This is a genomic window from Streptomyces sp. NPDC056231, from assembly GCF_048270745.1.
Lineage (GTDB): Bacteria > Actinomycetota > Actinomycetes > Streptomycetales > Streptomycetaceae > Streptomyces.
This window is the reverse complement of record NZ_JBLVKW010000013.1, coordinates 128,936-152,777: the sequence shown is the minus strand read 5'-3', so window position 1 is coordinate 152,777 and position 23,842 is coordinate 128,936. Positions and strand designations below refer to the sequence as shown.

The following is a 23,842-nucleotide window of genomic DNA, read 5'->3' as shown; positions in this document are numbered from 1 at the left end:
CGCCCGCACCGAAGGGCGGCCGGCCCCTTCCGCGCGGGGCGGGCATGAAGCGGAGCTGCGGCTGCGCTTAAGAAAACCTCGATGGACCTGTGGCGCGGGGTACGGCAGATTTCTCCGTGACGGCGGAGGATGGTGCGCGGCAGCCGATCACCGTGCGCGCTGCCCCCATGCCGTCCCTCTCATCTTCCCCGGGCCGCAGGCTCCCTTCAGGCTGCCCCCGGCCCGGGGCGTTCACCTCGCACCACGTACAGGGAGCCGCAGCCGTGAAGGCACTTGTGAAGCAGAAGGCCGAGCCCGGACTCTGGCTGATGGACGTTCCCGAGCCGGAGATCGGCCCCTCGGACGTGCTGATCAAGGTCCTCCGTACCGGCATCTGCGGAACCGACCTGCACATCCGCAACTACGACGGCTGGGCACAGCAGGCCGTGAAGACGCCGCTCGTCCTCGGTCACGAGTTCGTCGGCGAGGTCGCCGCGATCGGCGCCGATGTCGTCGACATCACCGTCGGCGACCTGGTCAGCGGCGAAGGCCACCTGGTCTGCGGGAAGTGCCGCAACTGTCTGGCCGGACGCCGCCACCTCTGCCGCGCCACTCTTGGGCTTGGCGTCGGCCGGGACGGGGCGTTCGCCGAGTACGTCGCGCTGCCCGCCTCCAACGTGTGGGTGCACCGGGTCCCGGTCGACCTCGACATCGCCGCGATCTTCGACCCGTTCGGCAACGCCGTGCACACCGCGCTGTCCTTCCCGCTGGTCGGCGAGGACGTCCTGATCACCGGCGCCGGCCCGATCGGCATCATGGCCGCGGCCGTCGCCAAGCACGCGGGCGCCCGCAACGTCGTCATCACCGACGTCAGCGAGGCCCGGCTCGAACTCGCCCGGAAGGTTGGCGTCAGCCTCGCCCTCAACGTCGCCGAGGAGACCATCGCCGACGGCCAGCGCCACCTCGGCCTGCGCGAGGGCTTCGACATCGGCCTGGAGATGTCCGGCCGCCCCGAGGCCATGCGCGACATGATCGCGAACATGACGCACGGCGGACGGATCGCCATGCTCGGACTGCCGTCCGAGGAGTTCGCCGTCGACTGGTCCCGCGTCGTCACCTCGATGATCACGATCAAGGGCATCTACGGCCGCGAGATGTACGAGACCTGGTACGCCATGTCCGTGCTGCTCGAGGGCGGCCTCGACCTCGCCCCCGTGGTCACCGGACGGTACGGCTACCGCGACTTCGAGGCGGCCTTCGACGACGCGGCGAGCGGGCGCGGCGGCAAGGTCATCCTCGACTGGACCGTCTGACCGACCTCGTACCGGCCCGTACACACCAGGAGACACCCCTCATGTTCGACTCCGTACGCGACGACATGCGCACGACCCTCGACGAGATCAAGGCCGCCGGGCTCCACAAGCCCGAGCGTGTGATCGGCACCCCGCAGTCCGCGTCCGTCGCCGTCACCGCCGGTGGCCGCCCCGGTGAGGTGCTCAACTTCTGCGCCAACAACTACCTGGGGCTCGCCGACCACCCCGAGGTGATCAGCGCCGCCCACGAGGCGCTGGACCGCTGGGGCTACGGGATGGCCTCGGTCCGCTTCATCTGCGGAACGCAGGAGGTCCACAAGGAGCTGGAGCAGCGGCTCTCGTCGTTCCTCGGCCAGGAGGACACGATCCTCTACTCCTCCTGCTTCGACGCCAACGGCGGCGTGTTCGAGACCGTCCTCGGCCCGGAGGACGCGGTCATCTCCGACGCCCTCAACCACGCCTCCATCATCGACGGCATCCGCCTCTCCAAGGCCAAGCGGTTCCGCTACGCCAACCGCGACATGGACGACCTGGAGCAGCAGCTCAAGGAGGCGTCCGGGGCGCGGCGCCGGCTCATCGTCACCGACGGCGTGTTCTCCATGGACGGGTACGTCGCCCCGCTCCGCGAGATCTGCGACCTGGCCGACCGGTACGACGCCATGGTCATGGTCGACGACTCGCACGCCGTCGGCTTCGTGGGCCCCGGCGGCCGCGGCACGCCTGAACTGCACGACGTCATGGACCGCGTCGACATCATCACCGGCACGCTCGGCAAGGCGCTCGGCGGTGCCTCCGGCGGCTACGTAGCGGCCCGCGCCGAGATCGTCGCACTGCTGCGCCAGCGGTCCCGTCCGTACCTCTTCTCCAACTCCCTCGCCCCGGTCATCGCGGCGGCCTCACTCAAGGTCATCGACCTCCTGGAGTCCGCCGGTGACCTGCGCGAGCGGCTGGCTGCCAACACCGCGCTCTTCCGTAACCGGATGACCGAGGAGGGCTTCGACATCCTGCCCGGCGACCACGCCATCGCCCCCGTGATGATCGGGGACGCGGCGAAGGCAGGCCGGATGGCGGAGCTGCTCCTGGAGCGCGGTGTGTATGTGATCGGGTTCTCCTACCCGGTCGTCCCGCAGGGCGCGGCGCGCATCCGCGTCCAGCTGTCGGCCGCGCACTCGACGGACGACGTGAACCGTGCGGTGGACGCGTTCGTCGAGGCGCGGGCCGCGCTCGGCGAGTAGCTCCACGAGCGGGGCGGTCCCAGGTCCCGTACACCCCCCGGGACCTGGGACAATGGATCACATGATCGATGCACGGCGGCTGCGTATTCTCCGTGCGGTGGCCGACCACCGCACCGTGACTGCGGCAGCCGCCGCGCTCTATCTGACGCCGTCCGCCGTCTCCCAGCAGCTCGCCGCCCTGGAACAGGAGACCGGCCACCGGCTGGTCGACCGCAGCGCCCGCGGCGCACGGCTCACGTCGGCCGGCGAGATCCTGCTGACCCACACCAATGTGGTGCTGGCCCAGCTGGAACGGGCCGAGGCGGAGCTCGCCGCGTACGGGGCGGGAGACGCCGGTACGGTCACGGTCGCCGCGTTCGCCACCGGCATCGGGCTCGTGCTCGCCCCCGCCATCGCCGAACTGACGCTGACCGCGCCCGGCATCCGGGTCCGGGTACAGGACGCGGAAGGTGACGCGAGCGTGCCGATGGTGCTCGACCGGCAGGTCGATGTGGCGGTCGCCGTCGAATACCGGGGAGCGCCCGGCGAGGACGACCGGCGGCTGACCCGGGTGCCGCTGTACTCGGAGCCGTTCGACGCCGTGCTGCCGGTGGGGCACCGGCTGGCCGGCCAGGACCAGGTGGCGATCGCGGACCTGGAGAAGGACCCGTGGATCGGCCCGTACCCCGGCAACCCGTGCCACGACGTGGTGGTGCTCTCCTGCGAATTCGCCGGCTTCCAGCCGAGACTGGAGCACTCATCGGACGACTTCCGCGCGGTGGTGGCACTCGCCGGAGCGGGGGCCGGAGTGGCACTGGTGCCGAGGTCGGCGCTGCGGGGGATGGAACTCGCGGGGGTGGTGGTACGCCCGGTGGAGGGCAGCGCACCGACCCGGCGGGTGTTCGCCGCGGTACGGCAGGGGGCGGAGGGGCATCCGCTGATCCGTCCGGTGCTCGACGCGTTGCGGGGGGCGGCGGGGCGGGTGCTGTAGGCATCCTTCGGCCGGTCCGCCGCGAGCCGGGCGCCCATTCTGTCAGCTCCTCTAAGCGGCCCCGGGCCGCCCACCGCACCCTCACCGCCTCCTGACGCGGCCAGCGGACGCCCTCGGGATCACCACGCCCGCCACCGCGGCCATCAGCACCGTTCCCGCCAGCACCCCGTACCGCACCGGCTCCAGATACGGCACCGTCCCCGCCGCCGACACCGCGAACGCCGTCAGAGGGACCGCCGCCACCGCCGTGCCGATCGTCAGGCCCGCCACGGCCACCAGCCCCGTCTCCAGGAACAGCATCCGCGTCACCTGCCTGCGCCCCGCCCCGACCAGCCGCAGCAGGCGGAATTCCCGCCGGCGGCCCACCGTGATCAGGGTCAGCGTGCTCACCACCGCCAGCAGCGCGAACCCGCCGATCACCCCGACCCCGATGACGATCAGCGCGTCGTCCTCCTCCGACGACGACGGCGCGATCCGTACGTCGTCCGCCGTCGCGGCCCGGACCTGCGCACCGGCGTACGGGGCGACCGCGCGGCGTACCGACGCCGCAGCCGGCCCTTCCTCCGAGCGGACCAGGATCCTGGCATCGCGCGCCGCCGACACATGGCCGGTCAGCGCTTCGCGCGGCAGCATGAACTCGCCGAGCCCCAGGGCCCGTTCGTACACCGCAACCACCCGCAGCCGCGTCTGCGTACCGTCACCGAGCCGCAGCCGCACCCGGTCGCCGACGCCGACGCCGAGCTCGTCCGCCCGGTCCCTGCCGACCGCGACCGCGGAGCGTCCCGTCAGGGCGGCCAGGTCACCCGATACGACGCCCGGATCGACCGTGTCGGACAGCTCGGCCGCCGTCACACCCAGCACCGGGTAGCGGTCCAGCTTCGGATCGCCCATCTCGTGGTGCGCGAGCATGACCGACGACCGCAGCACACCTGTCGCAGCCGCCACACCCGGCGCCTTGCGCACCGCGGCCGCCGCGTCCCCGGGCAGCCCCGCCGGAGCCGTCACCACCAGGTCCGCCCGCAGCGCGGACGCCGACTGCCGGTCGGCGGCCCGTTCCAGCGTCGCCGCCGCCGTCAGCTGGACGCAGACGAACGCGACCACCAGCACGATCGGCGTGATCGCCGCGCCCAGCCGCCGGTTGTGCGCGGCCGCCGACTTCGCCGCCAGGAACCCGGAGACACCGCCTGCACGCCGCAGCGGTGCACCCAGCACCCGTGTCGACGCCCGCGCGATCCACGGCCCGAGCAGCGCCACCGCGACGACCAGCGACGTCGCCGCGCCCGACGCGGCCACTGCGGCCGCCTGACCGCCCTGCGTCATGGCCGCGCCCGCCGAACCGACCCCGGCCACGGCCAGCAGCATGCCCGCACCGGTCCGCAGCCGGCCCGGCTCAGCCGGCTCGGGGGCGCGCGCCGCACTCAGCGCGGCGGCCGGCCGCATCCCGGTGATCGACCGGGCGGCGAGCAGCGAGACCGGACGTGCGGCCCCGGCGACGACCACTGCGGCGGCCACGGCAGCCGCGAGCGGCAGCCACAGCGGTGCGGGCAGCGGCAGCGGATCCGTCGTCAGCAGCGACCGCATGAGCAGCCCCAGCGGTACGGCCCCGACCCCGCCCAGCACCACCGCCGCACCGGCCACCCGGCTCACCTCTCGGCCGACCGCCGACCTGAGCTGCCGCGGCGTCGCGCCGACAGCCCGCAGCAGCGCCAGCTCACCGGAGCGCTGGTGGACCGCCTGGGAGACGGTCGTGGAAAGAACGAGAAGCGCCACCATGAGGACCGTGCCCGCGATCGAGCCGAGCAGCGCCAGGAGATCACCGCGCCCGCCCAGCGCGTCCAGGTGCTCGGCCTCTCCGCGTGCGGGGCCGGTGAGGACCCGGATGCCGCGCCCGGTGTCCGTACGGTCGGGCAACGCGTCGCCCAACGAGTCCCGCAACACGTCCGAGGAGACGCCGTCCCGCGCCACGATCCCGACCGCGTCGACCGTGCCGGGGTGCCCGGCCAGCGCGGTCAGCCGCGCTTCGGTGAAGAAGACGGCGGGGGTGCCCTCGCCCCGGCCGCCCGCGTCCGCGACACCGCTGACGGTGTACGCGCGCGCGGCGCCGTCCACCTGGAGTTTCACAGCCGAGCCGACCTCGGCCCCGGCCGTTGCCAGCGCCCGGTCGACAACCACCTCGTCCGCGCTCCGCGGCGCCCGGCCGGAGGTCAGCTCGTACGGAGTGAGCACCGCCGACGGCCAGGAACGGCCGACCGCACCGGCGCCACCACTCAGCGTCAGCGGCACCGAGTCGTCCGCGACCGCCTTCGCCACCCCGTCGGCCGCCGCGGCTTTCGCCACCACGGCCCGGTCCAGCCGGGCCCGTTCCGACAGATATGCCGTCACCGTCATCGGCTCACTGCCCCACGGCTTCGCCGTGTACGACACCTTCTGGTCGGCCGCCACCACCGCGTCCGCGCCCGTGTACCGCGCCACCGGGGGCCGCGCCAGCAGCAGCGAGCCGAGCACCAGCGCGAACGCGCCGATCAGCGCTGCCGTGGCTGCCGTCGTCGCGAACACGGCAGCCCAGGCCCGCCGGTGTGTCGTCAGCGAGCGCCTGGCCAGGAACGCCGACGCGCGCTGCGACCCGGACCGCGCCCGCACGGTCTCCACCTTCCGGATCCTCGTGCTCATCGCAGCCGCCCGCCGTCCATCGTCAGTACGGTGTCCGCCCAGCTCGCCGCCACCGGATCATGGGTGACCATGACGACCGTACGGCCGTCGATCCGGACCGCGTCCCGCAGCAGACCGAGGACCAGCACCGCCGACTCCGGGTCCAGGGACGCCGTCGGCTCGTCCGCGAAGATCACCGCGGGTTCGGTCACCAGTGCGCGGGCCACCGCGACCCGCTGCTGCTGGCCGCCCGAGAGCGTGGTCGGACTCTCCGCCCCGCGCCCCGTAAGACCCACGCGGGCCAGCAGATCCTGCCCCCGGGCCAGCACCCCGGCGTCGCCCGGATCCGCTCCGGCGAGCACCAGCGGCAGAACGACGTTCTCCTCGATGGACAGCGACGGCACCAGGTTCAGTGCGTGCGACTGGAAGACGAAACCCACCCGGTCCCGGCGGAGCCGGGTCAGTGCCGCCTCGCTCAGCGACCCCAGGTCGGTGCCACCGATCCGTACCGTTCCCGAGGTGGGACGGTCCAGCCCCGCCGCGCACTGCAGGAATGTGCTCTTGCCGGACCCGGAAGGGCCGACCACCGCGGTGAAGCTCCCGGCCGGGACCGCGCAGCTCACCGCGTCGAGCGCCACCACCTCCCGAGCGCGACCGCGCCGCCCGTAGCGCCGGCTCACCGACTCCAGGCTCAGCGCGGTCGCCCGCACTGCCGTGACCGTGTCCACCGTTGGTTACCTCCGCTGTTGCTGATATGGCTCCTGACCTGCATAAACGTTAGGGGCGAGCGGTGATGCGGGGGAGAGTGCGCGCTCCCGGAACGGGGGTACAGCCAGCTCCACCATGAGCCGGGGACGGGCCCCACTCCGCAGTCGGGAGGGCCCCCGTAACGTGATCTGACATGAGCACCGATCCCGCCCCGCTGACAGTCGCCATCCGGCGTTCGTGGGATGCCTCGCGCTATCTGTTCATCGGCGTCCCGGTGGCACTGCTCGCCTACATGGGCGCGTTCCTGGTGGTCGCCGTCCTGATGTTCGCCGCCGTGATCATCGGGCTGCCCGCCCTGCCGGAGGCCGCCAAACTGCTGCGGCGCTTCGCGGACTTCGAGCGCCGCCGGTCCGCCGCGCGGCTCGGGGTGCCGTTCCGCCCGGCGCAGTATCTTCCGCTGGACGGCGGGGAACTGTCCGAGCGGGTCCGCCGGGTCCTCACCGACCCCGCGACCTGGCGCGACGCGCTCTGGCTGCCGGCCCAGGCGCTCATCGGCAACGTACTCGCCTATCTCACCATGGTCCTGTGGCCGGTCGGTCTCTTCGTGGACGGAGCCGCACTGACCGTCGTGCACGCCCTGGACCGGCGCACCGCCGACGAGTACGGCACACCGCTTCCCGAGCGGCAGGGCTGGGTACTGCGCTGGCACCCCGTGCTCGCGGACCTCGCGGCGAGCTGGTCCCGTTCGCTGCTGACCTCGTCGCACTCCGCCGAACTCGGCGACCGGATCGCGCAGCTGACGGAGAGTCGGGCCGGCGCCGTCGAGGCGCACGGCGCCGAACTGCGCCGCATCGAAAGGGATCTGCACGACGGAGCCCAGGCCAGGATCGTCGCCCTGTCGATGCGCATCGGGCTCGCCAAACAGCTCCTCGACCGCGACCCCGCCGCCGCCCGGCTCCGCCTCGACGAGGCCCAGGACGGCGCGGAGGCGGCCCTCGCGGAGCTGCGGCACGTGGTCCGCGGCATCCATCCGCCCGTGCTGACGGACCGTGGACTGGCGGGTGCGGTACGGGCACTGGCCGCCGATGTCGCCGTACCCGTCACGGCGGACCTCGACGGTGTCGAGGACGGGCGGCGGCTCCCGGCCGCCATAGAGGCGGCCGCGTACTTCGTGGTCGCCGAGGCGCTCACCAACATCAGCAAGCACAGCGGCGCGACGGCCGCCACGGTCCGGATCGGCCGGGGCCCCGACACCTTGCGTGTGGTCATCGGGGACGATGGACACGGCGGCGCGGACGAACGCGCCGGCAGCGGCCTGGTGGGGATCAGGCGGCGGGTCGCCGCACTGGACGGCACCACCCGCATCAGCAGCCCCACCGGAGGGCCGACGGACATCGAAGTGGAGCTGCCGTGCGGATCGTGATCGCCGAGGACAACGCCCTGCTGCGGGAGGGCCTGATCCTGCTGCTCACCAGTTCGGGCCACGAGGTGGTGGCCGACGCGGCCACCGGGCCGGAGATCCTTCCCGCCCTGCTGAAGCACCGGCCGGACGCCGCCGTCCTCGACGTACGGCTGCCGCCGACCTTCCGGGACGAGGGCCTGCGCGCCGCCGTCGCAGCCCGCGCGGAACTGCCCGAGCTGCCGATCCTCGTCCTGTCCCAGTACGTCGAGGAGACCTATGCCGCCGAGCTGCTTGCCCAGGGCGCCCAGGGCATCGGCTACCTCCTCAAGGACCGGGTGGGCCGGGTCGACCAGTTCCTGGAGGCCCTCGACCGGGTGGCGGCAGGCGGCACAGCCCTCGACCCGGAGGTCGTGACCCAGTTGCTGACCCGCAAGTCGTCCGCCGAACCGCTGCAGAGCCTCACCCCGCGCGAACGCGAGGTGCTGGAACTGATGGCCCAGGGCAAGGCGAACGGCACCATCGCCGCCGAACTCGTCGTCACGGAGCGGGCGGTGAGCAAGCACATCGGCTCGATCTTCGCCAAGCTCGGCCTGGAACCGGACGACGGCACGGTGCACCGGCGGGTGCTCGCCGTACTCGCGTACCTGGAGGGCCGGGCGAAGCGCTGAACACCCTGCCCGGCCGTCCGGTCCTTTCGCACCCGGCCGCTCAATGCGACGCGCCGCGCAGCCGGGCGACCGCCCACTTCGCCTCCTGGACCAGCTCGCCGATCCCGGTGCCGGACTGCCACGTCGCGCGCCTCAGCAAGGCCTTCGCCTCGGCCAGGGAGGTCCGGGCACGGTCAGTCATGTCGCTGAACGTAGCAGCGGCCAGTGACCGTCCTGAGCGAGACATGAACGAAGCCGGCCCTGCTCCGCGCCACCCCCAGACGGCCGCAGATCTGCGCCCGACGTCTCATGCCGGGATCAGACACAGCCGCTCAGGTCGCCGAGTCGGGTGCCTGGCCGCCTCTGCCGACGGGTCGGGGTAGGGGCGCGGTTTCGGTCGCCTCGGTAGGTGTCGGCCGACGGCTGCGTTGGACGGCGATCACGGCGGCGTCGTCGGCCAGGTGTCCGCCGACGTGGGCGAGCAGGTCGGTGCGCAGGTGGTTGACCAGCGCGGAGGGGCTGTGAGGGGCCCAGGAGGGGGCGCGTTCGGACAGCGGGTAGAAGACACCCCGAGTGTCCCGGGCCTCTATCACCCCGTCGGTGTGCAGGAGCAGCATGTCTCCGGGCTCGAACGTGAAGGTGTCGACGTGGTAGTGGTGGTCGGCCATTTCGCCCAGGCCCAGCGGCGGGGCGGGGCAGGTGGCGTGCAGTGTGGAGACCTTCTGGCCGTGCAGCCGCAAGGCGGGCGGATGCCCGCAGGTGACCATGTCCACCTGTGGCAGCGTGTCGGGGATGTCGAGGATGGCGGCGGTGATGAAGCACTCGCCGGCCTTCTCCGCCTCGGTGGGGTCGGCCAGGTTCCAGCACACGCTGTGGTCCAGGTAGGCCGCAAGGTCGGACAGGCCGGCCTGGCGGTGCGCGCCTTCCCGGAAGGCGCCCAGCAGCAGGGCTGCGTCGCTGATCGCGGTCAGGCCCTTGCCCATCACATCCCCGATGATCAGCCGGGTTCCCGTGGGCGTGCGGACGGCCGCGTACAGGTCGCCGCCGATCAGGGACTGCTCCTGTGCCGCCATATACACCGAGCCCACCCGCAGCGGGCCGATCCGGCGCGGCAGCGGCCGTAGGACCACCCGCTGCGTAGCCTCTGCCACCGTCCGTATCAGCTCCAGCTCACGGGCGTGCCGCTCTTGCAGATAGCGGAAGACCGTCACGATCACCGAGACCACCACCAGGGCGATGAGCTGCGAGCCGAAGTCCATCGTGCCGCCGAGCAGGTGGCCGTTCTGGAGGCCGATGACGAGCATGCCCGCTGCTGCCAGGGCAGCGATCGCCCCGGTGATGAGGGTGGAGGCGAAGGACGCGGTGAGCGCGGGCGCCACGATCAGCAGCGACGGGCCCATCGGCAAACCGGGGCTCAGCACGTCGGTCAGCACGATCGCCACGATCAAACCCAGCGGGAGCGCCAGCAGAGCGTCACCGGCCTGCCGTGGGCGAGGGCGAGGTGCAAACCGCTGCTGCAGGCGCATATTTCCTGCTTACACCCTCCCGTGCAGTACCGCAGACGCGGGAACGAGACGGGAGGCGAGCCAGCGAGGCCAGACCCATGTCACCGCGGGCAAGCAGCACCCCGGCGGCACTCACGGACCGGGGTGACCGTTCCTGAGGACACTGTCACGTCGACTGACCGGGTGGGATGATCTTTTGGTTGGTGCTGGGAGGGGTCGTCCGTGGACAGCGCGCCGCCGTCGTACAGGGGGAACCGGTACCCGGTGGAGTGTTTGCCCGGCGGAATGCGCCACCTGCGCGACGCGGATACCGCCGAGGATTGAGTTCCGCGCCGCTCTCGCCGGGCAGTCGGTGAATGTAACCGACCCGGTGACAGGCTGACGCCATGGGCAGTGGCGGGTCCGAAGCCTGTCGGGGTCAGGTGTTGAGGGCGTGTCCGGTTGTTGAGTCGACGTGCTCTGGGATCTCGTCGTGGCGATCGCCCACGGTCGGTGTCCCGGTGGGCTCGAACATGAGGATTGCGGCGCCGGACGGAGCGTACGGCTTGTGCTCTGTGCCTCGGGGGACGGTGAAGACCGCCCCCTGTGGGAGCAGGACCGTGCGCTCCCCGTCGGGCTCGCGCAGGGAGATGTGCAGTTCGCCGTCGAGTACCAGGAAGAACTCATCCGTGTCGTCGTGGACGTGCCAGATGTGTTCGCCCTCGACCTTGGCGATGCGGACGTCATAGTTGTTGACGCGAGTGACGATGCGGGGGCTCCACAGGGCATCGAAGGAGGCCAGAGCCTTGCTGAGGGGGATGGGTTCGCTGCTCATGGGCTCATCCTGAGCCGTTTCGCATGGCCGCCGTGAGTGCTAGAAATTGCACATGGCGAAAGAATCCTCGCACGCAGCTCGCGCGGCGGGCGTACACAGGGTCGTCGTGATCGTGGACGAGAACTCGAACCCCTTCGAGCTGGGCTGCGCGACCGAGGTCTTCGGTCTGCGCAGACCGGAGATCGGCCGTGATCTCTACGACTTCAGGCTCTGTTCCCCCGAGCCCCGCACCCTGATGCGAGACGGATTCTTCACGCTCACGGGAGTCGCCGACCTGGAAGCGGCCGACGCGGCGGACACCCTGATCGTCCCCAACCGGCCGGACATAGAAGTGCCCCGCCGTCCCGCCGTGCTCGATGCCGTCCGCCGGGCACACTCCCGCGGTGCGCGCCTGGTCGGCTTCTGCAGCGGCGCCTTCACACTGGCCGAGGCCGGAGTCCTCGACGGGCGCCGGGCCACCGCGCACTGGCAGTGGGCGGATTCCTTCCGGGCGCGCTTCCCCTCTGTCCGCCTCGAAGCAGACGTGCTGTTCGTGGATGACGGTGACATCCTCACCGCTGCAGGGAGTGCAGCTGCTCTCGATCTTGGGCTGCATGTGGTCCGCCGCGACTACGGCGCGGAGGTCGCCAACTCTGTGAGCCGGCGGCTGGTCTTCGCGGCGCACCGGGACGGTGGGCAGCGGCAGTTCGTGGAGCGTCCCATGCCCGACCTGCCGGACGAGTCTCTGGCGCCTGTCCTGGCCTGGGCTCAGGAACGGTTGGACTCACCGCTTACTGTGTCGGACCTTGCGGCGCGTGCGGCGGTCAGTCCGGCGACTGTGCATCGCCGCTTCCAGGCGCAACTGGGCACGACGCCGTTGACGTGGCTGACGGGGGAACGGCTTGCTCTGGCGTGCCGGTTGATCGAGCGAGGTGAGTCCCGGTTCGAGGTGGTCGCGCGACGCAGCGGGCTTGGCACTGCTGCCAATCTGCGCACGCTGATGCGCCGCGAGACCGGCATCACACCGTCGGCATACAAGCGCCGGTTCGGGCCGGAAGCGAACTGACGGCGGGCGTCCCTGAGCTGATCAACCAGCGCGAGTAGCTGACGGTGTTCCTGCTGCCCGCCTACTCGCCCGACCTCAACGCCGTGGAATGGGTCTGGGCACACGTCAAGCTCAGCCTGGCCAACCTCGCCATGGTCGCCCTCGACAGACTCGAAGCTCTCGTACGCAACCGACTCAAACGCCTTCAGTACCGGCCCGACACCCTCGACGGCTTCATAGCCGACACCGGCCTGACCCTCGACACCCCAACGTCACCCTGACACGCCGCGTGAGGGATCGTGCTCGTCACGCCACCGCCTGGTGGCAATGCCCGCCATGACCACCGATACGACGTCTTCGGCAAGTTCTGGCGTGATGGGCAGGTGCCCGAAGAGCACACGGTAGTACGTGGTCGACGCCAGCATGTCCAGCAGAAGATCGATGTCCGCATCGGGTCGGATGTCACCCCGGTCGATGCCGCGACGCAGCGCTTCGGCAGTGGTGGCGCGGCGCGGATGGAAGAAGGTGTCCTTGAACTCCTTTTCCAGTCGCGGGTCGTTGGCGAGGTCCGCAACGAGCCCCGGCAGCGCTCTTCGGCCCACGGTGCTGGTGAACGCCTCGCTGAGGGTGCCGATACCGGCAATGAGGTCGCAGTGCGTGCAGCCGGTGTCGGGGGTCGGCGTAGTGCCGATGGTCCGGGCCAGAGCCGACACGACCAGGTGCTGGCGGGAGCGCCAGCGGCGACGCAGCGCGGGTTTGCTCGTACCGGCGCGGGCGGCCACCGCCTCCAGGGTGAGGCTGCCGTAACCGACCTCGTTGAGGATCTCCATCACCGCTTCGGGCACGGCCTCGTCGATTCGGGTATCCCGCGGCCTGCCGGAGGCTTTGCGGGCCCCGGCTCTTCCTCCGTCGCTCTTGGTGTTGACCATGCGGCAAGTATAGGTAGCATTCAATTACGTTCCGATATGGAACGGAACGGAATCTTTCGAGGAGTCCACTCCATGTCCCACACCTCCGCCGACGCGACGGACAGCGACCCCGCGCACGCCCCCGAAGAAGCCCCAGCCTCTCCCCCCGCAGAGAACAGAGCCGGTAAGGAGGGCGTCTTCTCGGGCGCATACCGCGCGCTCACCCTCGGCGTCCTGCTGGCGGTCGGCATGGTCGCGTTCGAGTCCCTCGGGGTGGCGACCGTGCTGCCCGGCATCGCGGAGGACCTCGACGGCCTGGGCGCTTACGGGTGGGGCCTGTCGGCACTGATGCTCGCCAACATCATCGGCACCGTGCTCGCCGGGCGCGCCGCCGACCGCCGGGGCCCCTGGCGCCCGATGGCCCTGGGCATGCTCGTCTTCGCGGCGGGCTGCGCGGTGGCCGGTGCCGCACCCTCCTGGCTGCTGTTCCTAGTGGGCCGCTTCGGACAGGGCCTGGGCGTAGGAGCGGTCATGTCCATGGCCTACACCATGATCGGACTTGCCTACCCCGAGCGCCTGCGGGCCCGGATGTACGCCCTGCTCTCCTCGGCCTGGACGATCCCTTCTCTCGTCGGCCCCGCTATCACTGGCATCCTCGCCGACCACATCACGTGGCGCTCGGTCTTCCTGCTCATGCTGCCGATCGCCGCGGTGGCCGCGCTGCTCACCCTGCCCGGCCTGCGCCGCCTGCATCGCGCAGAAGCAGCCGCCACCGCCCCGGCCCTGGCCGCTCCGTGGTGGAAGCGTCCGCTGGCCAGCGCGATCCTGCTCACCGTGGGCACCGGCGTACTGCTCCAGGCGCTGCTGCTGAAGAACCTCGTCCTGCTGATCGTGCTGGCCGTGGCCGGAGTCGCCGTTGCTGTGCCCGCGCTGCGCTGGGTCACCCCGGAAGGTACTCTCAGCGCCCGGGCCGGCCTCGGTGCGGGTGTCGTCGTCCGTGGCCTGCTGTGCGGTGTCTATTTCGGCAGCGAAGCCTTCCTGCCCCTCGGGCTGCAGCAGCTGCGGGGCATGGGCACCACACTGGCCGGTCTGGGCCTGTCCGCCGGAGCCATCACCTGGGTTATCGGCTCAGGCCTGCAGGCCAAGCGGGACAACGGGAAGAACGGCACGCGCACGGCTTCCACCGTGCTGGGCTTCGCCGTCCTGCTGGCGGGCGTCGCGCTGATCGCGCTGACGATCCTGACCAGCGCACTCCCCTCCTGGACCGCCCTGGTCGGATGGGCCATCGGCGGTCTCGGCATGGGTATCGGCTTCAACGCCGCCACCACCGACACCCTGGAGCAGGCCCCGCCGGAGCAGCAGGGTGAAGCCAGCGGCGCGCTGCAGCTCGCCCAGACCCTGGCGACCGGCGTGATCGCCGGGCTCGGCGGCGCGGCCATCGCGTTCGCCCAGAACTACGGCGGCTCCACCCGCACCGCACTGCTGGGCGTCTTCGTCCTCACCGGCCTGCTCGCCATCGCGGGCATGCTGATCGCCCGCAGGCTGCGCCCCAAGGCAGCACAGCAGGGCTAACCCCCGTAGCGCCCCGTCGGACCGCGTCACCGCGCGCCTGACGGGGCGCTGCCGTACATGCGCCAGAGCCCCAGCTAGGCCCTGTCGTCAAACTCCCGCTGAAAGAGAGACGACCGTGGACGAAGTACGTATGCTCGGCCTGTTCGCCGGCGCAACCACCGACCCCTTCGGGGAGCTTCTGCTACGCGCACTCGCTGGGCCCGGGCCCAGCGGTGTACGCGTCGACCTGTGCCAGGTGCCCGATGATCTGCCCGCGCACGCCGACCCCGGCACCTCTTCCCTCCCGCCACAGGTGCAGAAGCTGCGGGCGCTGGTGGCGGACACGCACGCGCTGCTGATCGCTCTGCCCGAAGCTGACGGGCCACTGCCATGGCCTTGGTCCACAGCCCTGAACTGGCTCGGCTGGCCGTCCACGGGCTCTCCGCTGCTGGCCCTGCCGACCGCCGTACTGACCACGGAGGCCGCCACGCCCCTGCCCTGTTCGTTCACCTCCGCAGAGGAACTGCTCACCAGCGCGCGCTGTAACCTCGTCGGCCCGCGCACCGTCGTTCCCTGCGCAGCCAGGACACTGCGCCCGCAGCCCGACGGGCGCGTATTGGTCACCGACCCCGGAGTCATGCTGCGGCTGCTGATGCACATCCACCGAACCGCAGCGGTAGCCCGCTCCGCCGCCAGGAACTCCGGGCCACAGCAGTGAACATAACTGTGTCCCGCCACTTTCGGGCTCTGACCCAACGCCGGGTAGTTAGCGTTTTCGCTGGTCACGCAAGGGGAGTTGCGGTCCATGCTGTGGCGGCAAAGAGGCCGGGGCCGAGTTTGTGGATGAGGCTGGTTTCGGCCCATCTGGAGAGCTGTCGATACATACGACGGTGGGCACCACTTCCCCCTTGCCGCTGATAACAGGGCCGCTTCACGTAGCTGCCGGAGAACGTCACCGCAGGTGACGGATCAAGCTACCGCAGTTATTGGGGTGTTATCCGTGGAACAACTTCAGACCAGCCCCGCGACCGACATCCTGTCAGCCGCCCACCAGGGCCGGAGAACGCCTAGCGCACGATCTGGCACGGATGTTCCTCAGGCCCCGAGATCATCGCGCACTGCGTTGTCGTCCGGGAGGGCTCGTGTGCCTGCTGCGAGGTGGGAAGTCCGCGGTTCACGCGGGCTGGAGCAGGTCCCAGCGATTGCCGTACAGGTCCTCGAAGACCGCGACCGAGCCGTACGGTTCGTGGCGCGGCTCCTCCAGGAAGCGCACTCCGGCCGCCAGCATCCGTGCGTGGTCGGCCGCGAAGTCCTCGGTGTGCAGGAAGAAGCCGACCCGGCCGCCGGTCTGCGCGCCGACGGAGGCCTGCTGGCCCTCGTCCTTGGCGCGGGCCAGCAGCAGCCCCGTACCCGCCGCGGCGCCGCGCGGGCGGACGACGACCCAGCGGGATCCGTCCCCGCGGTCGGTGTCCTCGACGAGTTCGAAGCCGAGGGCGTCCGTGTAGAAGGAGAGGGCCTCGTCGTAGTCGCGGACGACCAGAGTGACCAGGGCGATGTGGGACATGGCGGTTCCTCGGGGGTGCGGAGCTGAGGCATACGGAAGGGTTATACGTAACACTATCGAGTGTGCCTCCCCTGCCGGGACAATGCCCCGCATGCACCTGAGTGACGTCGGTGAACTGTCGGCCCGCGCCCGCCGGCTCGCCACCCCCGGCCATCGCCGCATACTCGGCATCGCGGGGCCGCCCGGAGCCGGGAAGTCCACCCTCGCCGCCCAGCTCGTCGGCGCGCTGGCCGGGCTCGCCGTCCTTGTCCCGATGGACGGCTTCCATCTGGCCGGGGCCGAGCTGGACCGGCTGGGCCGGGCCGGCCGCAAGGGCGCCCCCGACACGTTCGACGCCGCCGGGTACGCCGCCCTGCTGCGCCGCCTGCGCACGCCGGGGGAAGAGGGGCCGGTCTACGCTCCGGCCTTCGACCGCACCCTGGAGGAGCCGATCGCCGGGGCCGTTCCCGTACCACCGCACATCCCGCTCGTCGTCACCGAAGGCAATTACCTGCTCCATGACGACGGCCCCTGGGCGCCGGTGCGCGGGCTGCTCGACGAGGTCTGGTTCCTGGACCTCGACCCGGACGTGCGGATGCGCAGGCTCGTCGACCGCCATGTGCGGTTCGGCAAGCCCCGGCCGTACGCGGAGCGCTGGGTGGCCGGATCCGACGAAACCAATGCCCGGCTCGTCGACCGTGGCCGGGACCGCGCCGACCTCGTCGTACGGCTGCGCCCGGCATCCTGACCCCCCACTCGCGCCGACTGTTGCCGCCGGGCAGGATGTCGTTTGCCGTGTCGCATCGCCAGGAGGTTCCGCATGTCCAGCCCCGACCAGCCCGTGCCGTTCACCGCCGATGACTACCGGGCGAGGATGGAGCGGGCCGCCGAGTCCGCCGCCGAGGCGGGGCTCGCGGGTGTCCTCGTCGCACCGGGCCCGGACCTCGTCCACCTCACCGGCTACCACCCCGTGAACACCGAACGCCTCACCCTCCTCGTCCTCAGGGCGGGCCAGGACCCGGTCCTCGTCGTCCCCACCCTGGAGGCACCGGACGCCGAGAAGGCCGTCGGCTCCCCGGCTCTGACCCTGCGCGACTGGACCGACGGCAAGGACCCGTACGCCGTGACCGCCCCGCTGCTCGACGCGGCCGGCCGGTTCGGAGTCAGCGACAACGCCTGGGCGATGCACCTGCTCGGGCTGCAGAATTTCCTCCCGGGCACGTCGTACGTCTCCCTCACCGAGGCCCTGCCGATGCTGCGGGCGGTCAAGGACGCCGCCGAGCTGGAGCGGCTCGCGGCAGCGGGGGCCGCAGCCGACGCCACGTACGAGGAGATCCTGAAGGTCCGCTTCGCCGGCCGCAAGGAGACCGACGTCGCCGCCGATCTCGCCGCGCTGCTCAAGCAGTTCGGGCACTCGCAGGTCGACTTCACCGTCGTCGGCTCCGGGCCCAACGGCGCCAACCCGCACCACGAGGCGGGCGACCGCACCATCGAGCGCGGCGACATGGTGGTGCTGGACTTCGGCGGCCTCAAGCACGGCTACGGCTCCGACACCTCGCGCACGGTCCATGTCGGCGAACCCAGCGCCGAGGAGCAGCGGGTGCACGACATCGTGCGGGAGGCGCAGGAGGCCGGCTGCCGCGCGGTCCGGCCCGGGGTCGCCTGCCAGGAGATCGACCGGGCGGCCCGCGCCGTCATCACCGAGTTCGGCTACGGCGAGCGCTTCATCCACCGGACCGGCCACGGCATCGGCGTCACCACCCATGAGCCCCCGTACATGATCGAGGGTGAGGAGCAGCCGCTGGTGCCCGGGATGTGCTTCTCCGTGGAGCCCGGCATCTATCTGCCGGGCCGGTTCGGCGTCCGCATCGAGGACATCGTGACCGTCACGGAGGACGGCGGGCGCCGGCTCAACACGACCGCGCGCGAGCTGGCGATCGTCGAATAGCCGGACCGGGAGGAGCGTTCAGCCCCGTCATGTTTTTTCGCGGTCCTGCAACGGAAACGCCGGCCTCCGGGTCCGGCATGACTGTTGCACCCTGTGGAAGGCATGACTTGGGGCTGTCACCGGACCCGGAACCGCCAACTCCCTTTGGGAAGAGCGCGATGTTCGACACCGATGACGTGAACGCCTTCCTCGCCCGGACGTTGGCGAGACCGCCCATCACGGCCTCACCTGAGCCGGACTCGGCCGTGTATGCCTGAAAGTGGTTCGCGAGGCGGTTCAGGGGCGCGACGCCGGCATGGGGCCGATCGATCCGAGTGGGGGATTGCGATCGAGGGGTCGGTTGATTTAGTTCTCCTTGATCAGGGGGTCAATCATCTTATGCAGTTTGTTGTCGTCGATTGAACTGAGTGCCCTGGCTGCTATCTTTCCATTTCGGTCGAGAACGACAGTGAATGGAAGGGACTGAGGGTTCAGTGTGCCCTTGGGGAATCCTGACAGGAGAAGTTTTCCAACCGGGTCGTACAGGCTCGGGTATGCCATATCGAAGTCGTCTTCAAAGGCCTTGGACAGACTCTTGTTGCCGTCGCGGGCGTTGATGCCGACGAATTCGACACCCTTGGTCTTCATTTCCTTGGCGACCTTGTTGAAGTACGGGGCTTCGGCCCGGCAGGGTGGGCACCACGAACCCCAGGCATTGATCACGACGACCTTGCCTTGGAAGTCGGCGACGTCGAGGTGCCTGCCTTGAAGGGTCTCGCCCTTGATCAGGCCGACAGGCTTCCTCTCTCCCTTGGCAACCGTTGAGATGCCGTCCGTGCTCGTTACGTAATTCGTCTGACCACCGCCTCCGGACTTGCCGCTGCCACAGGCGGACAGAGCCAGCGAGCCAAGAGTGACGATTGCGGTCAGTGTGACGGCACGTGAGACGGGCCTGAGAATCATGTGAAGAGCTTCCCATGAGCCGTAAAGAGGAAGTCCTCCCAGGTCGAGGTTCCCGGCTCCCGTCTCCCGGCCGGTACGTCGTACGGCAGCGGTCGGGCACCCTCCGACGGTGCAGATGAGGGTGCCACCCGCTTCCGCGGCCCCTCAGTCGTCGGCGAGCACCACGCACGACTCGGGCGGCAGATGCAGCAGCCCGTCCGCGCCCGGCGTCTCCACCGGCTCCCAGGCGGCCAGCACCCTGCCTCCGCTGTTCCGGTTCCGCCCGACGCCGAGCGGGATCGTGGCCGGCTTCTCGTCGAGGTTGACCGCGATCCGCAGATCGCCCCTGCGACAGGCCAGCCAGCGCGCCTGCTCGTCGAAGGCCGTCTTCACCGATGCCAGATCCGGGTCGGACAGGTCGGGCATGGAGCGGCGCAATGCGATCAGTTCGCGGTACCAGGCCTGGATGCGGGCGTGCGGCTCGCGTTCCGGTTCGGTCCAGTCCAGACAGGAGCGGTCGCGGGTGGCCGGGTCCTGCGGGTCCGGGATGTCGTCCGCCGCCCAGCCGTGCGCCGCGAACTCCCGGCGCCTGCCGCTGCGTACCGCCTCCGCGAGCGCCGGGTCGGTGTGGTCGGTGAAGAACTGCCAGGGGGTACGGGCTCCCCACTCCTCGCCCATGAACAGCATCGGGGTGAACGGGCCGGTCAGCACCAGCGCCGCCGCGCAGGCCAGCAGCCCGGGGGAGAGGGAGGCGGAGAGCCGGTCGCCGAGTGCCCGGTTGCCGATCTGGTCATGGGTCTGCGCATAGCCGACGAAGCGGGTGGCCGCGGTGCGGGCGATGTCGACGGGGCGGCCGTGGGTGCGGCCGCGGAAGCCGGAGTACGTGCCGTTGTGGAAGAAGGCGCTGGTCACGGTCTTGGCGAGGGCGGTCAGTGGGGCGGCGGCGAAATCGGCGTAGTAGCCCTGGGACTCGCCGGTCAGCGCCGTGTGCAGAGCGTGGTGGAAGTCGTCGTTCCACTGCGCGTGCAGCCCGATGCCGCCCGCCGCGCGCGGCGTGGTCGTACGCGGGTCGCAGAGGTCCGACTCGGCGATCAGCGGCAGCGGACGGCCGAGCTCCGCGGCGAGCGCGTCGACCGCTGCGGACAGCTCCTCCAGGAAGGTCAGTGCCCGGGTGTCGGCGAGGGCGTGGACCGCGTCGAGCCGCAGTCCGTCGAGCCGGTAGTCGCGCAGCCAGTCGAGCGCGCTGCCCAGCAGATACGCGCGGACCTCGTCCGATCCCGCGGCGTCGAGGTTGACCGCGGCGCCCCACGGCGTGTGGTGGGTCTCGGTGAAGTACGGGCCGAAGGCGGGCAGGTGGTTGCCGGACGGTCCCAGGTGGTTGTGGACCACGTCGAGGACCACCGCAAGACCGAGCCCGTGCGCCGTGTCGACAAAGCGCTTCAGCCCGTCGGGGCCGCCGTACGGTTCGTGCACGGCCCACAGCGACACCCCTTCGTAGCCCCACCCGTGCCTGCCGGGGAATGGGCAGACGGGCATCAGCGACACATGGGTGACGCCGAGCTCGGCGAGGTGCGGCAGCCGCGCCGCGGCGGCGTCGAAGGTGCCCTCCTCGGTGTATGTGCCGACGTGCAGCTCGTACAGGACGGCGCCCGACAGTCCCCTGCCCGCCCACTCGGTGCGCCAGGCGTACGCCTCCTGGTCGACGACGGCGCTCTCGCCGTCCGGGCCGTCCGGCTGGCGGCGCGAGCGCGGATCGGGCAGCACGGGGCCGTTGTCGAGGACGAAGCCGTACCGGTCCCCGTCCGCGGCCTCCGCATCGGCTGTCCACCAGCCCGTCCGTGCCGGGTCGCGCTCCATCGGCCGCAGCTCGCCCGTCAGCCGCAGACCGACCGAATCCGCCTCCGGTGCCCATACCTCGAACAGCATGCGTCGCTCCTCGTCTCCTCGTTCCGGCCCCATGGTCGGCAGAAGTCGGGATCATCGGCCCACGACACTGGATCGAGCCCGTTACTGGCGATTAAGGTCTGGTTCTGATCATTGCCCTGCCAGGTTCTGCTCATTCGTACGGCTGCTGGAGGCCGAGATGACCGTGCCGACGTTCCCGCCGGGATTCCTCTGGGGAGCCTCCGCCTCCGCCTTCCAGACCGAAGGAGCAGCCGACACCGACGGCAAGGGCCCCTCCGGCTGGGACGCCTTCGCCGCCCAGCCGGGACGGATCAAGGACGGCACCGACACCACCCGCGGCACCGGCTTCCACGAGCACTACCGCGAGGACGTCGCCCTGCTGGCCGGCCTCGGCGCCGACGCCTTCCGGTTCTCCGTCAGCTGGCCGCGCGTGGTGCCGGACGGCAGCGGACCCGTCAACCCGGCCGGGCTCGACTTCTACGACCGGCTCGTCGACGAGCTCTGCGCCCACGGCATCACCCCCGCCCCCACCCTCTACCACTGGGACACCCCGCTGCCGCTCGACGAGGCGGGCGGCTGGCTCAACCGGGACACCGCCTACCGCTTCGCCGAGTACGCGGGCATCGTCGCCGAACGGCTCGCCGACCGCGTACCCATGTGGATCACCATCAACGAACCCGCCGAAGTCACCATGCTCGGCTACGCACTCGGCGAGCACGCCCCCGGCCGCACCCTCCTCTTCGACGCCCTGCCCGCCGCCCACCACCAGCTCCTCGCCCACGGGCTCGGCGTCCGCGCGCTCCGGGGCGCGGGCGCCACCAACATCGGCATCGCCGTCTCGCACACCCCCGTCTGGACCGCGGGCGACTCCGAAGAGGACCGTCTCGGGGCCGAGTTGTACGACACGATCACCAACTGGATGTTCGCCGATCCGATCCTCGCCGGGCGCTACCCCGACGCGAACATCGCCGCGCTGATGCCGGGACCCGTCGAGGACGACCTCCGGACGATCTCCACCCCACTCGACTGGTACGGGGTCAACTACTACAGCCCCACCCTCGTCGGGGCCCCCAGGGCGGAGGCCCTCGACACCTTCTCCGGCTTCGAGATGCCCGCCGAACTCCCCTTCGGCATCCGCGGGATCGAGGGGTACGAGACGACCGACTTCGGCTGGCCCGTCGTCCCCGACGGACTGCGCGAGACCCTCGTCCAGCTGCGTGACCGCTACGGCGACCGGCTTCCGCCGCTCTACATCACCGAGAACGGCTGCGCCGTCGACGAGGCCGTCACCGACACCCGCCGGATCGCCTTCCTCGAGGGCCACTTGGGCGCGCTGCGCACGGCGATCGACCAAGGCGTCGACGTCCGTGGGTACTTCACCTGGTCGTTGACCGACAACGTCGAGTGGATCGAGGGCGCCAGCAAGCGCTTCGGGCTCGTCCACATCGACTACGAGACGCTGCGCCGGACGCCCAAGGAGTCCTACGCCTGGTACCGCGACGTCATCCGCAGCCAGAAGGCGGCCGGCACCGCGGAGTCAGCCGGCTGACCGGATCAGCCGACCGACCGGATCCGCCACACCAGCACCCCACCCACCACCGTCACCGCGGTGGACGCCAGATACAGCCCCGCATAGCCCCCCGCGTACGCCACGATCGGCGCGGCCAGCGCCGGACCGAGCACCTGGGGCGCGGAGTTGGCGATGTTGATGACCCCCAGGTCCTTCGCCCGGTCCTCGGCCGCCGGCAGGACCTGGGTGATCAGCGCCTGGTCGACCGCCACATAGATCCCGTAGCCCAGCCCGAGCAGCACGGCCGCACCCATCGCCGCCGACCAGGTGTGCCAGAACGTCAGCAGTAGCGACCCGGCCGCCATCACCATCGAACACGCGCTGACCATCATCTTCCGCTTGCCCAGCCGGTCCGAGACGATCCCGCCCGCCACCGCCGTCACCACCACACCACCGGTGTACAGCAGCGTCAGGTACAGCACACCCAGGTCCGGATCCGGGTAGTGCACCGCGTCCTTCAGGAAATACAGCAGATAGAGCGTGCCGATCGCATTGCCCAGCTGGACCAGGAACCGGGTCAGCCACGCCCAGCCGAAGTCCGGATGCAGCCGCGGACTCACCCAGAAGTCCTTCAGCCGTACCGCGGCCATCGGCGCTCCCGTCGGATCCGGATCGCGGGTCAGCAGGACGAACGGAAGCGCGCACAGCACCACCAGCCCCGCCAGCAGCAGATATCCGCCACCGATCCCGGTCACCACCACCGACACCAGGAGCGCCCCGAGAACCAGCCCCAGCGTCTGCGGTATCCCGATGTACCCCGAAACCGCCGCCCGCTGCCGCACCGGCACCTGGTCCGGCACCACCGCGTTCGTGCCCGCCAGCATCGCGTTCAGCCCCAGCTGCGCGAGACACCAGCCGAGTGCCACCCCGACGACCGTCGCCTGTGCCGCCGTCACCACCAGACCGGCCGCGCCGACCAGCGCACCACCCACGATCCACGGGCGGCGGCGGCCGAACCTGCCGCCCGTCCGGTCCGACAGCGCACCCGCGAGCGGGTTGGCGACCACGGCGACCAGCGCCCCGACGCCGGTAGCCCAGCCGAGCGCGACCTCCTTGCCGGACGAGGTCAGATCGTCGATCTGCTCGGCGAGCAGCACCTGGATCGGGGTGAGGAAGGCCATGTACAGACCCAGGTTGGCCAGCACCAGACCACTGATCCAGCCGCCGCCCACCCGGGACTGCGGTTCCGTGCGGGTGTCCTCCACGGTCATCGGCCGCTCGCCATCAGCTCGGTGGTACCCGCAGGGCCT

At 70.9% G+C, this 23,842-nt stretch carries 22 protein-coding genes; 12 read left to right on the top strand and 10 right to left on the bottom strand.

Annotated features, from left to right (window positions below):
* Nucleotides 1-263 precede the first annotated feature (263 nt).
* The 3 genes from tdh (at nt 264) to ACNPQM_RS14020 (ending at nt 3,497) form a co-directional block, all read left to right on the top strand.
* Entirely contained in the window at nt 264-1,292 is a 1,029-nt protein-coding gene (gene tdh, locus ACNPQM_RS14030; protein ID WP_358856442.1) for an L-threonine 3-dehydrogenase, read from the top strand.
* 41 nt (nt 1,293-1,333) lie between these two features.
* Nucleotides 1,334-2,527 carry a glycine C-acetyltransferase gene (locus tag ACNPQM_RS14025; RefSeq protein ID WP_358856443.1) on the top strand — a complete coding sequence of 398 codons (1,194 nt, stop codon included), beginning with the start codon at nt 1,334-1,336 and terminating at the stop codon, nt 2,525-2,527.
* 61 nt (nt 2,528-2,588) lie between these two features.
* Nucleotides 2,589-3,497 (top strand): LysR family transcriptional regulator, encoded by a 909-nt coding sequence (locus ACNPQM_RS14020; RefSeq protein WP_418084238.1) that lies wholly within the window; start codon nt 2,589-2,591, stop codon nt 3,495-3,497.
* A gap of 81 nt (nt 3,498-3,578) precedes the next feature.
* Here ACNPQM_RS14020 and ACNPQM_RS14015 read toward each other — a convergent pair whose 3' ends face one another.
* Both ACNPQM_RS14015 and ACNPQM_RS14010 read right to left on the bottom strand, forming a co-directional pair.
* Complete coding sequence (locus tag ACNPQM_RS14015; RefSeq protein ID WP_418084237.1) at nt 3,579-6,167, bottom strand: FtsX-like permease family protein; 2,589 nt, start codon at nt 6,165-6,167, stop codon at nt 3,579-3,581.
* Complete coding sequence (locus tag ACNPQM_RS14010; protein ID WP_418084236.1) at nt 6,164-6,874, bottom strand: ABC transporter ATP-binding protein; 711 nt, start codon at nt 6,872-6,874, stop codon at nt 6,164-6,166. The genes ACNPQM_RS14015 and ACNPQM_RS14010 overlap by 4 nt, the downstream gene beginning before the upstream one ends.
* Nucleotides 6,875-7,047: 173 nt before the next feature.
* Here ACNPQM_RS14010 and ACNPQM_RS14005 point away from each other — a divergent pair, with 173 nt between their 5' ends.
* Both ACNPQM_RS14005 and ACNPQM_RS14000 read left to right on the top strand, forming a co-directional pair.
* Nucleotides 7,048-8,277: a sensor histidine kinase gene (locus tag ACNPQM_RS14005; protein ID WP_418084235.1), complete on the top strand. Its 1,230-nt coding sequence runs from the start codon at nt 7,048-7,050 to the stop codon at nt 8,275-8,277.
* Nucleotides 8,265-8,924 (top strand): LuxR C-terminal-related transcriptional regulator, encoded by a 660-nt coding sequence (locus tag ACNPQM_RS14000; RefSeq protein ID WP_418084234.1) that lies wholly within the window; start codon nt 8,265-8,267, stop codon nt 8,922-8,924. Before ACNPQM_RS14005 ends, ACNPQM_RS14000 begins: the two co-directional genes overlap by 13 nt.
* Before the next feature lie 40 nt (nt 8,925-8,964).
* On the opposite strand, the gene ACNPQM_RS13995 is transcribed toward ACNPQM_RS14000, so the two are convergent.
* From ACNPQM_RS13995 to ACNPQM_RS13985, 3 genes are all read right to left on the bottom strand, one after another.
* The gene (locus tag ACNPQM_RS13995; RefSeq protein WP_418084233.1) at nt 8,965-9,105 is read right to left on the bottom strand and encodes a hypothetical protein; all 141 of its coding nucleotides are present in this window, start codon (nt 9,103-9,105) and stop codon (nt 8,965-8,967) included.
* A gap of 130 nt (nt 9,106-9,235) precedes the next feature.
* Nucleotides 9,236-10,345, bottom strand: a complete 1,110-nt coding sequence (locus ACNPQM_RS13990) for a PP2C family protein-serine/threonine phosphatase (protein ID WP_418084232.1) — start codon at nt 10,343-10,345, stop codon at nt 9,236-9,238.
* A 481-nt stretch (nt 10,346-10,826) separates the two neighbouring features.
* Nucleotides 10,827-11,222 (bottom strand): cupin domain-containing protein, encoded by a 396-nt coding sequence (locus tag ACNPQM_RS13985; RefSeq protein WP_418084231.1) that lies wholly within the window; start codon nt 11,220-11,222, stop codon nt 10,827-10,829.
* Nucleotides 11,223-11,274: 52 nt separating this feature from the next.
* Between ACNPQM_RS13985 and ACNPQM_RS13980 the strand changes: the two genes are divergently transcribed.
* On the top strand, nt 11,275-12,267 hold the full coding sequence (locus ACNPQM_RS13980) for a GlxA family transcriptional regulator (protein WP_418084230.1): 993 nt from the start codon (nt 11,275-11,277) through the stop codon (nt 12,265-12,267).
* A 44-nt stretch (nt 12,268-12,311) separates the two neighbouring features.
* Nucleotides 12,312-12,527, top strand: coding sequence for a transposase (locus tag ACNPQM_RS13975; RefSeq protein ID WP_418084229.1), 216 nt, complete (start codon nt 12,312-12,314; stop codon nt 12,525-12,527).
* Here the strand turns inward: ACNPQM_RS13975 and ACNPQM_RS13970 are convergent.
* Nucleotides 12,519-13,175 carry a TetR/AcrR family transcriptional regulator gene (locus tag ACNPQM_RS13970; RefSeq protein ID WP_418084228.1) on the bottom strand — a complete coding sequence of 219 codons (657 nt, stop codon included), beginning with the start codon at nt 13,173-13,175 and terminating at the stop codon, nt 12,519-12,521. The genes ACNPQM_RS13975 and ACNPQM_RS13970 overlap by 9 nt on opposite strands.
* 72 nt (nt 13,176-13,247) lie before the next feature.
* Here ACNPQM_RS13970 and ACNPQM_RS13965 point away from each other — a divergent pair, with 72 nt between their 5' ends.
* Together ACNPQM_RS13965 and ACNPQM_RS13960 are read left to right on the top strand one after the other, a co-directional pair.
* Complete coding sequence (locus tag ACNPQM_RS13965; protein ID WP_418084227.1) at nt 13,248-14,726, top strand: MFS transporter; 1,479 nt, start codon at nt 13,248-13,250, stop codon at nt 14,724-14,726.
* Nucleotides 14,727-14,841: 115 nt separating this feature from the next.
* Nucleotides 14,842-15,423 (top strand): NAD(P)H-dependent oxidoreductase, encoded by a 582-nt coding sequence (locus ACNPQM_RS13960; RefSeq protein WP_418084226.1) that lies wholly within the window; start codon nt 14,842-14,844, stop codon nt 15,421-15,423.
* Nucleotides 15,424-15,879: 456 nt separating this feature from the next.
* Here the strand turns inward: ACNPQM_RS13960 and ACNPQM_RS13955 are convergent, their stop codons facing one another.
* The gene (locus ACNPQM_RS13955) at nt 15,880-16,269 is read right to left on the bottom strand and encodes a VOC family protein (RefSeq protein WP_358856457.1); all 390 of its coding nucleotides are present in this window, start codon (nt 16,267-16,269) and stop codon (nt 15,880-15,882) included.
* Nucleotides 16,270-16,360: 91 nt separating this feature from the next.
* Here ACNPQM_RS13955 and ACNPQM_RS13950 point away from each other — a divergent pair, with 91 nt between their 5' ends.
* Together ACNPQM_RS13950 and ACNPQM_RS13945 are read left to right on the top strand one after the other, a co-directional pair.
* A complete protein-coding gene (locus tag ACNPQM_RS13950) occupies nt 16,361-16,996 on the top strand; it encodes a nucleoside/nucleotide kinase family protein (protein ID WP_418084225.1) in 636 nt (211 codons plus the stop codon).
* Nucleotides 16,997-17,068: 72 nt separating this feature from the next.
* Nucleotides 17,069-18,196, top strand: a complete 1,128-nt coding sequence (locus ACNPQM_RS13945) for an aminopeptidase P family protein (RefSeq protein ID WP_358856459.1) — start codon at nt 17,069-17,071, stop codon at nt 18,194-18,196.
* Between the two features lie 345 nt (nt 18,197-18,541).
* Here the strand turns inward: ACNPQM_RS13945 and ACNPQM_RS13940 are convergent, their stop codons facing one another.
* Both ACNPQM_RS13940 and treZ read right to left on the bottom strand, forming a co-directional pair.
* Nucleotides 18,542-19,138: a TlpA family protein disulfide reductase gene (locus ACNPQM_RS13940; RefSeq protein ID WP_418084224.1), complete on the bottom strand. Its 597-nt coding sequence runs from the start codon at nt 19,136-19,138 to the stop codon at nt 18,542-18,544.
* Between the two features lie 144 nt (nt 19,139-19,282).
* Nucleotides 19,283-21,043, bottom strand: a complete 1,761-nt coding sequence (gene treZ, locus ACNPQM_RS13935; protein ID WP_358856461.1) for a malto-oligosyltrehalose trehalohydrolase — start codon at nt 21,041-21,043, stop codon at nt 19,283-19,285.
* A gap of 157 nt (nt 21,044-21,200) precedes the next feature.
* On the opposite strand from treZ, the gene ACNPQM_RS13930 reads away from it, so the two are divergent.
* The gene (locus ACNPQM_RS13930; RefSeq protein ID WP_358856462.1) at nt 21,201-22,571 is read left to right on the top strand and encodes a GH1 family beta-glucosidase; all 1,371 of its coding nucleotides are present in this window, start codon (nt 21,201-21,203) and stop codon (nt 22,569-22,571) included.
* 5 nt (nt 22,572-22,576) lie between these two features.
* Here the strand turns inward: ACNPQM_RS13930 and ACNPQM_RS13925 are convergent, their stop codons facing one another.
* A complete protein-coding gene (locus ACNPQM_RS13925; RefSeq protein ID WP_418084223.1) occupies nt 22,577-23,803 on the bottom strand; it encodes an MFS transporter in 1,227 nt (408 codons plus the stop codon).
* Nucleotides 23,804-23,842: the final 39 nt, after the last annotated feature.

Bases quoted from the DNA above. Each gene is read 5' to 3' on its own strand.
- ACNPQM_RS14025 (WP_358856443.1), top strand. From the start codon at position 1,334: ATGTTCGACTCCGTACGCGACGACATGCGCACGACCCTCGACGAGATC.
- ACNPQM_RS14020 (WP_418084238.1), top strand. From the start codon at position 2,589: ATGATCGATGCACGGCGGCTGCGTATTCTCCGTGCGGTGGCCGACCAC.
- ACNPQM_RS14015 (WP_418084237.1), bottom strand. From the start codon at position 6,167: ATGAGCACGAGGATCCGGAAGGTGGAGACCGTGCGGGCGCGGTCCGGG.
- ACNPQM_RS14005 (WP_418084235.1), top strand. From the start codon at position 7,048: ATGAGCACCGATCCCGCCCCGCTGACAGTCGCCATCCGGCGTTCGTGG.
- ACNPQM_RS13995 (WP_418084233.1), bottom strand. From the start codon at position 9,105: ATGACTGACCGTGCCCGGACCTCCCTGGCCGAGGCGAAGGCCTTGCTG.
- ACNPQM_RS13985 (WP_418084231.1), bottom strand. From the start codon at position 11,222: ATGAGCAGCGAACCCATCCCCCTCAGCAAGGCTCTGGCCTCCTTCGAT.
- ACNPQM_RS13980 (WP_418084230.1), top strand. From the start codon at position 11,275: ATGGCGAAAGAATCCTCGCACGCAGCTCGCGCGGCGGGCGTACACAGG.
- ACNPQM_RS13970 (WP_418084228.1), bottom strand. From the start codon at position 13,175: ATGGTCAACACCAAGAGCGACGGAGGAAGAGCCGGGGCCCGCAAAGCC.
- ACNPQM_RS13965 (WP_418084227.1), top strand. From the start codon at position 13,248: ATGTCCCACACCTCCGCCGACGCGACGGACAGCGACCCCGCGCACGCC.
- ACNPQM_RS13955 (WP_358856457.1), bottom strand. From the start codon at position 16,269: ATGTCCCACATCGCCCTGGTCACTCTGGTCGTCCGCGACTACGACGAG.
- ACNPQM_RS13950 (WP_418084225.1), top strand. From the start codon at position 16,361: ATGCACCTGAGTGACGTCGGTGAACTGTCGGCCCGCGCCCGCCGGCTC.
- ACNPQM_RS13945 (WP_358856459.1), top strand. From the start codon at position 17,069: ATGTCCAGCCCCGACCAGCCCGTGCCGTTCACCGCCGATGACTACCGG.
- ACNPQM_RS13940 (WP_418084224.1), bottom strand. From the start codon at position 19,138: ATGATTCTCAGGCCCGTCTCACGTGCCGTCACACTGACCGCAATCGTC.
- treZ (WP_358856461.1), bottom strand. From the start codon at position 21,043: ATGCTGTTCGAGGTATGGGCACCGGAGGCGGATTCGGTCGGTCTGCGG.
- ACNPQM_RS13930 (WP_358856462.1), top strand. From the start codon at position 21,201: ATGACCGTGCCGACGTTCCCGCCGGGATTCCTCTGGGGAGCCTCCGCC.
- ACNPQM_RS13925 (WP_418084223.1), bottom strand. From the start codon at position 23,803: ATGACCGTGGAGGACACCCGCACGGAACCGCAGTCCCGGGTGGGCGGC.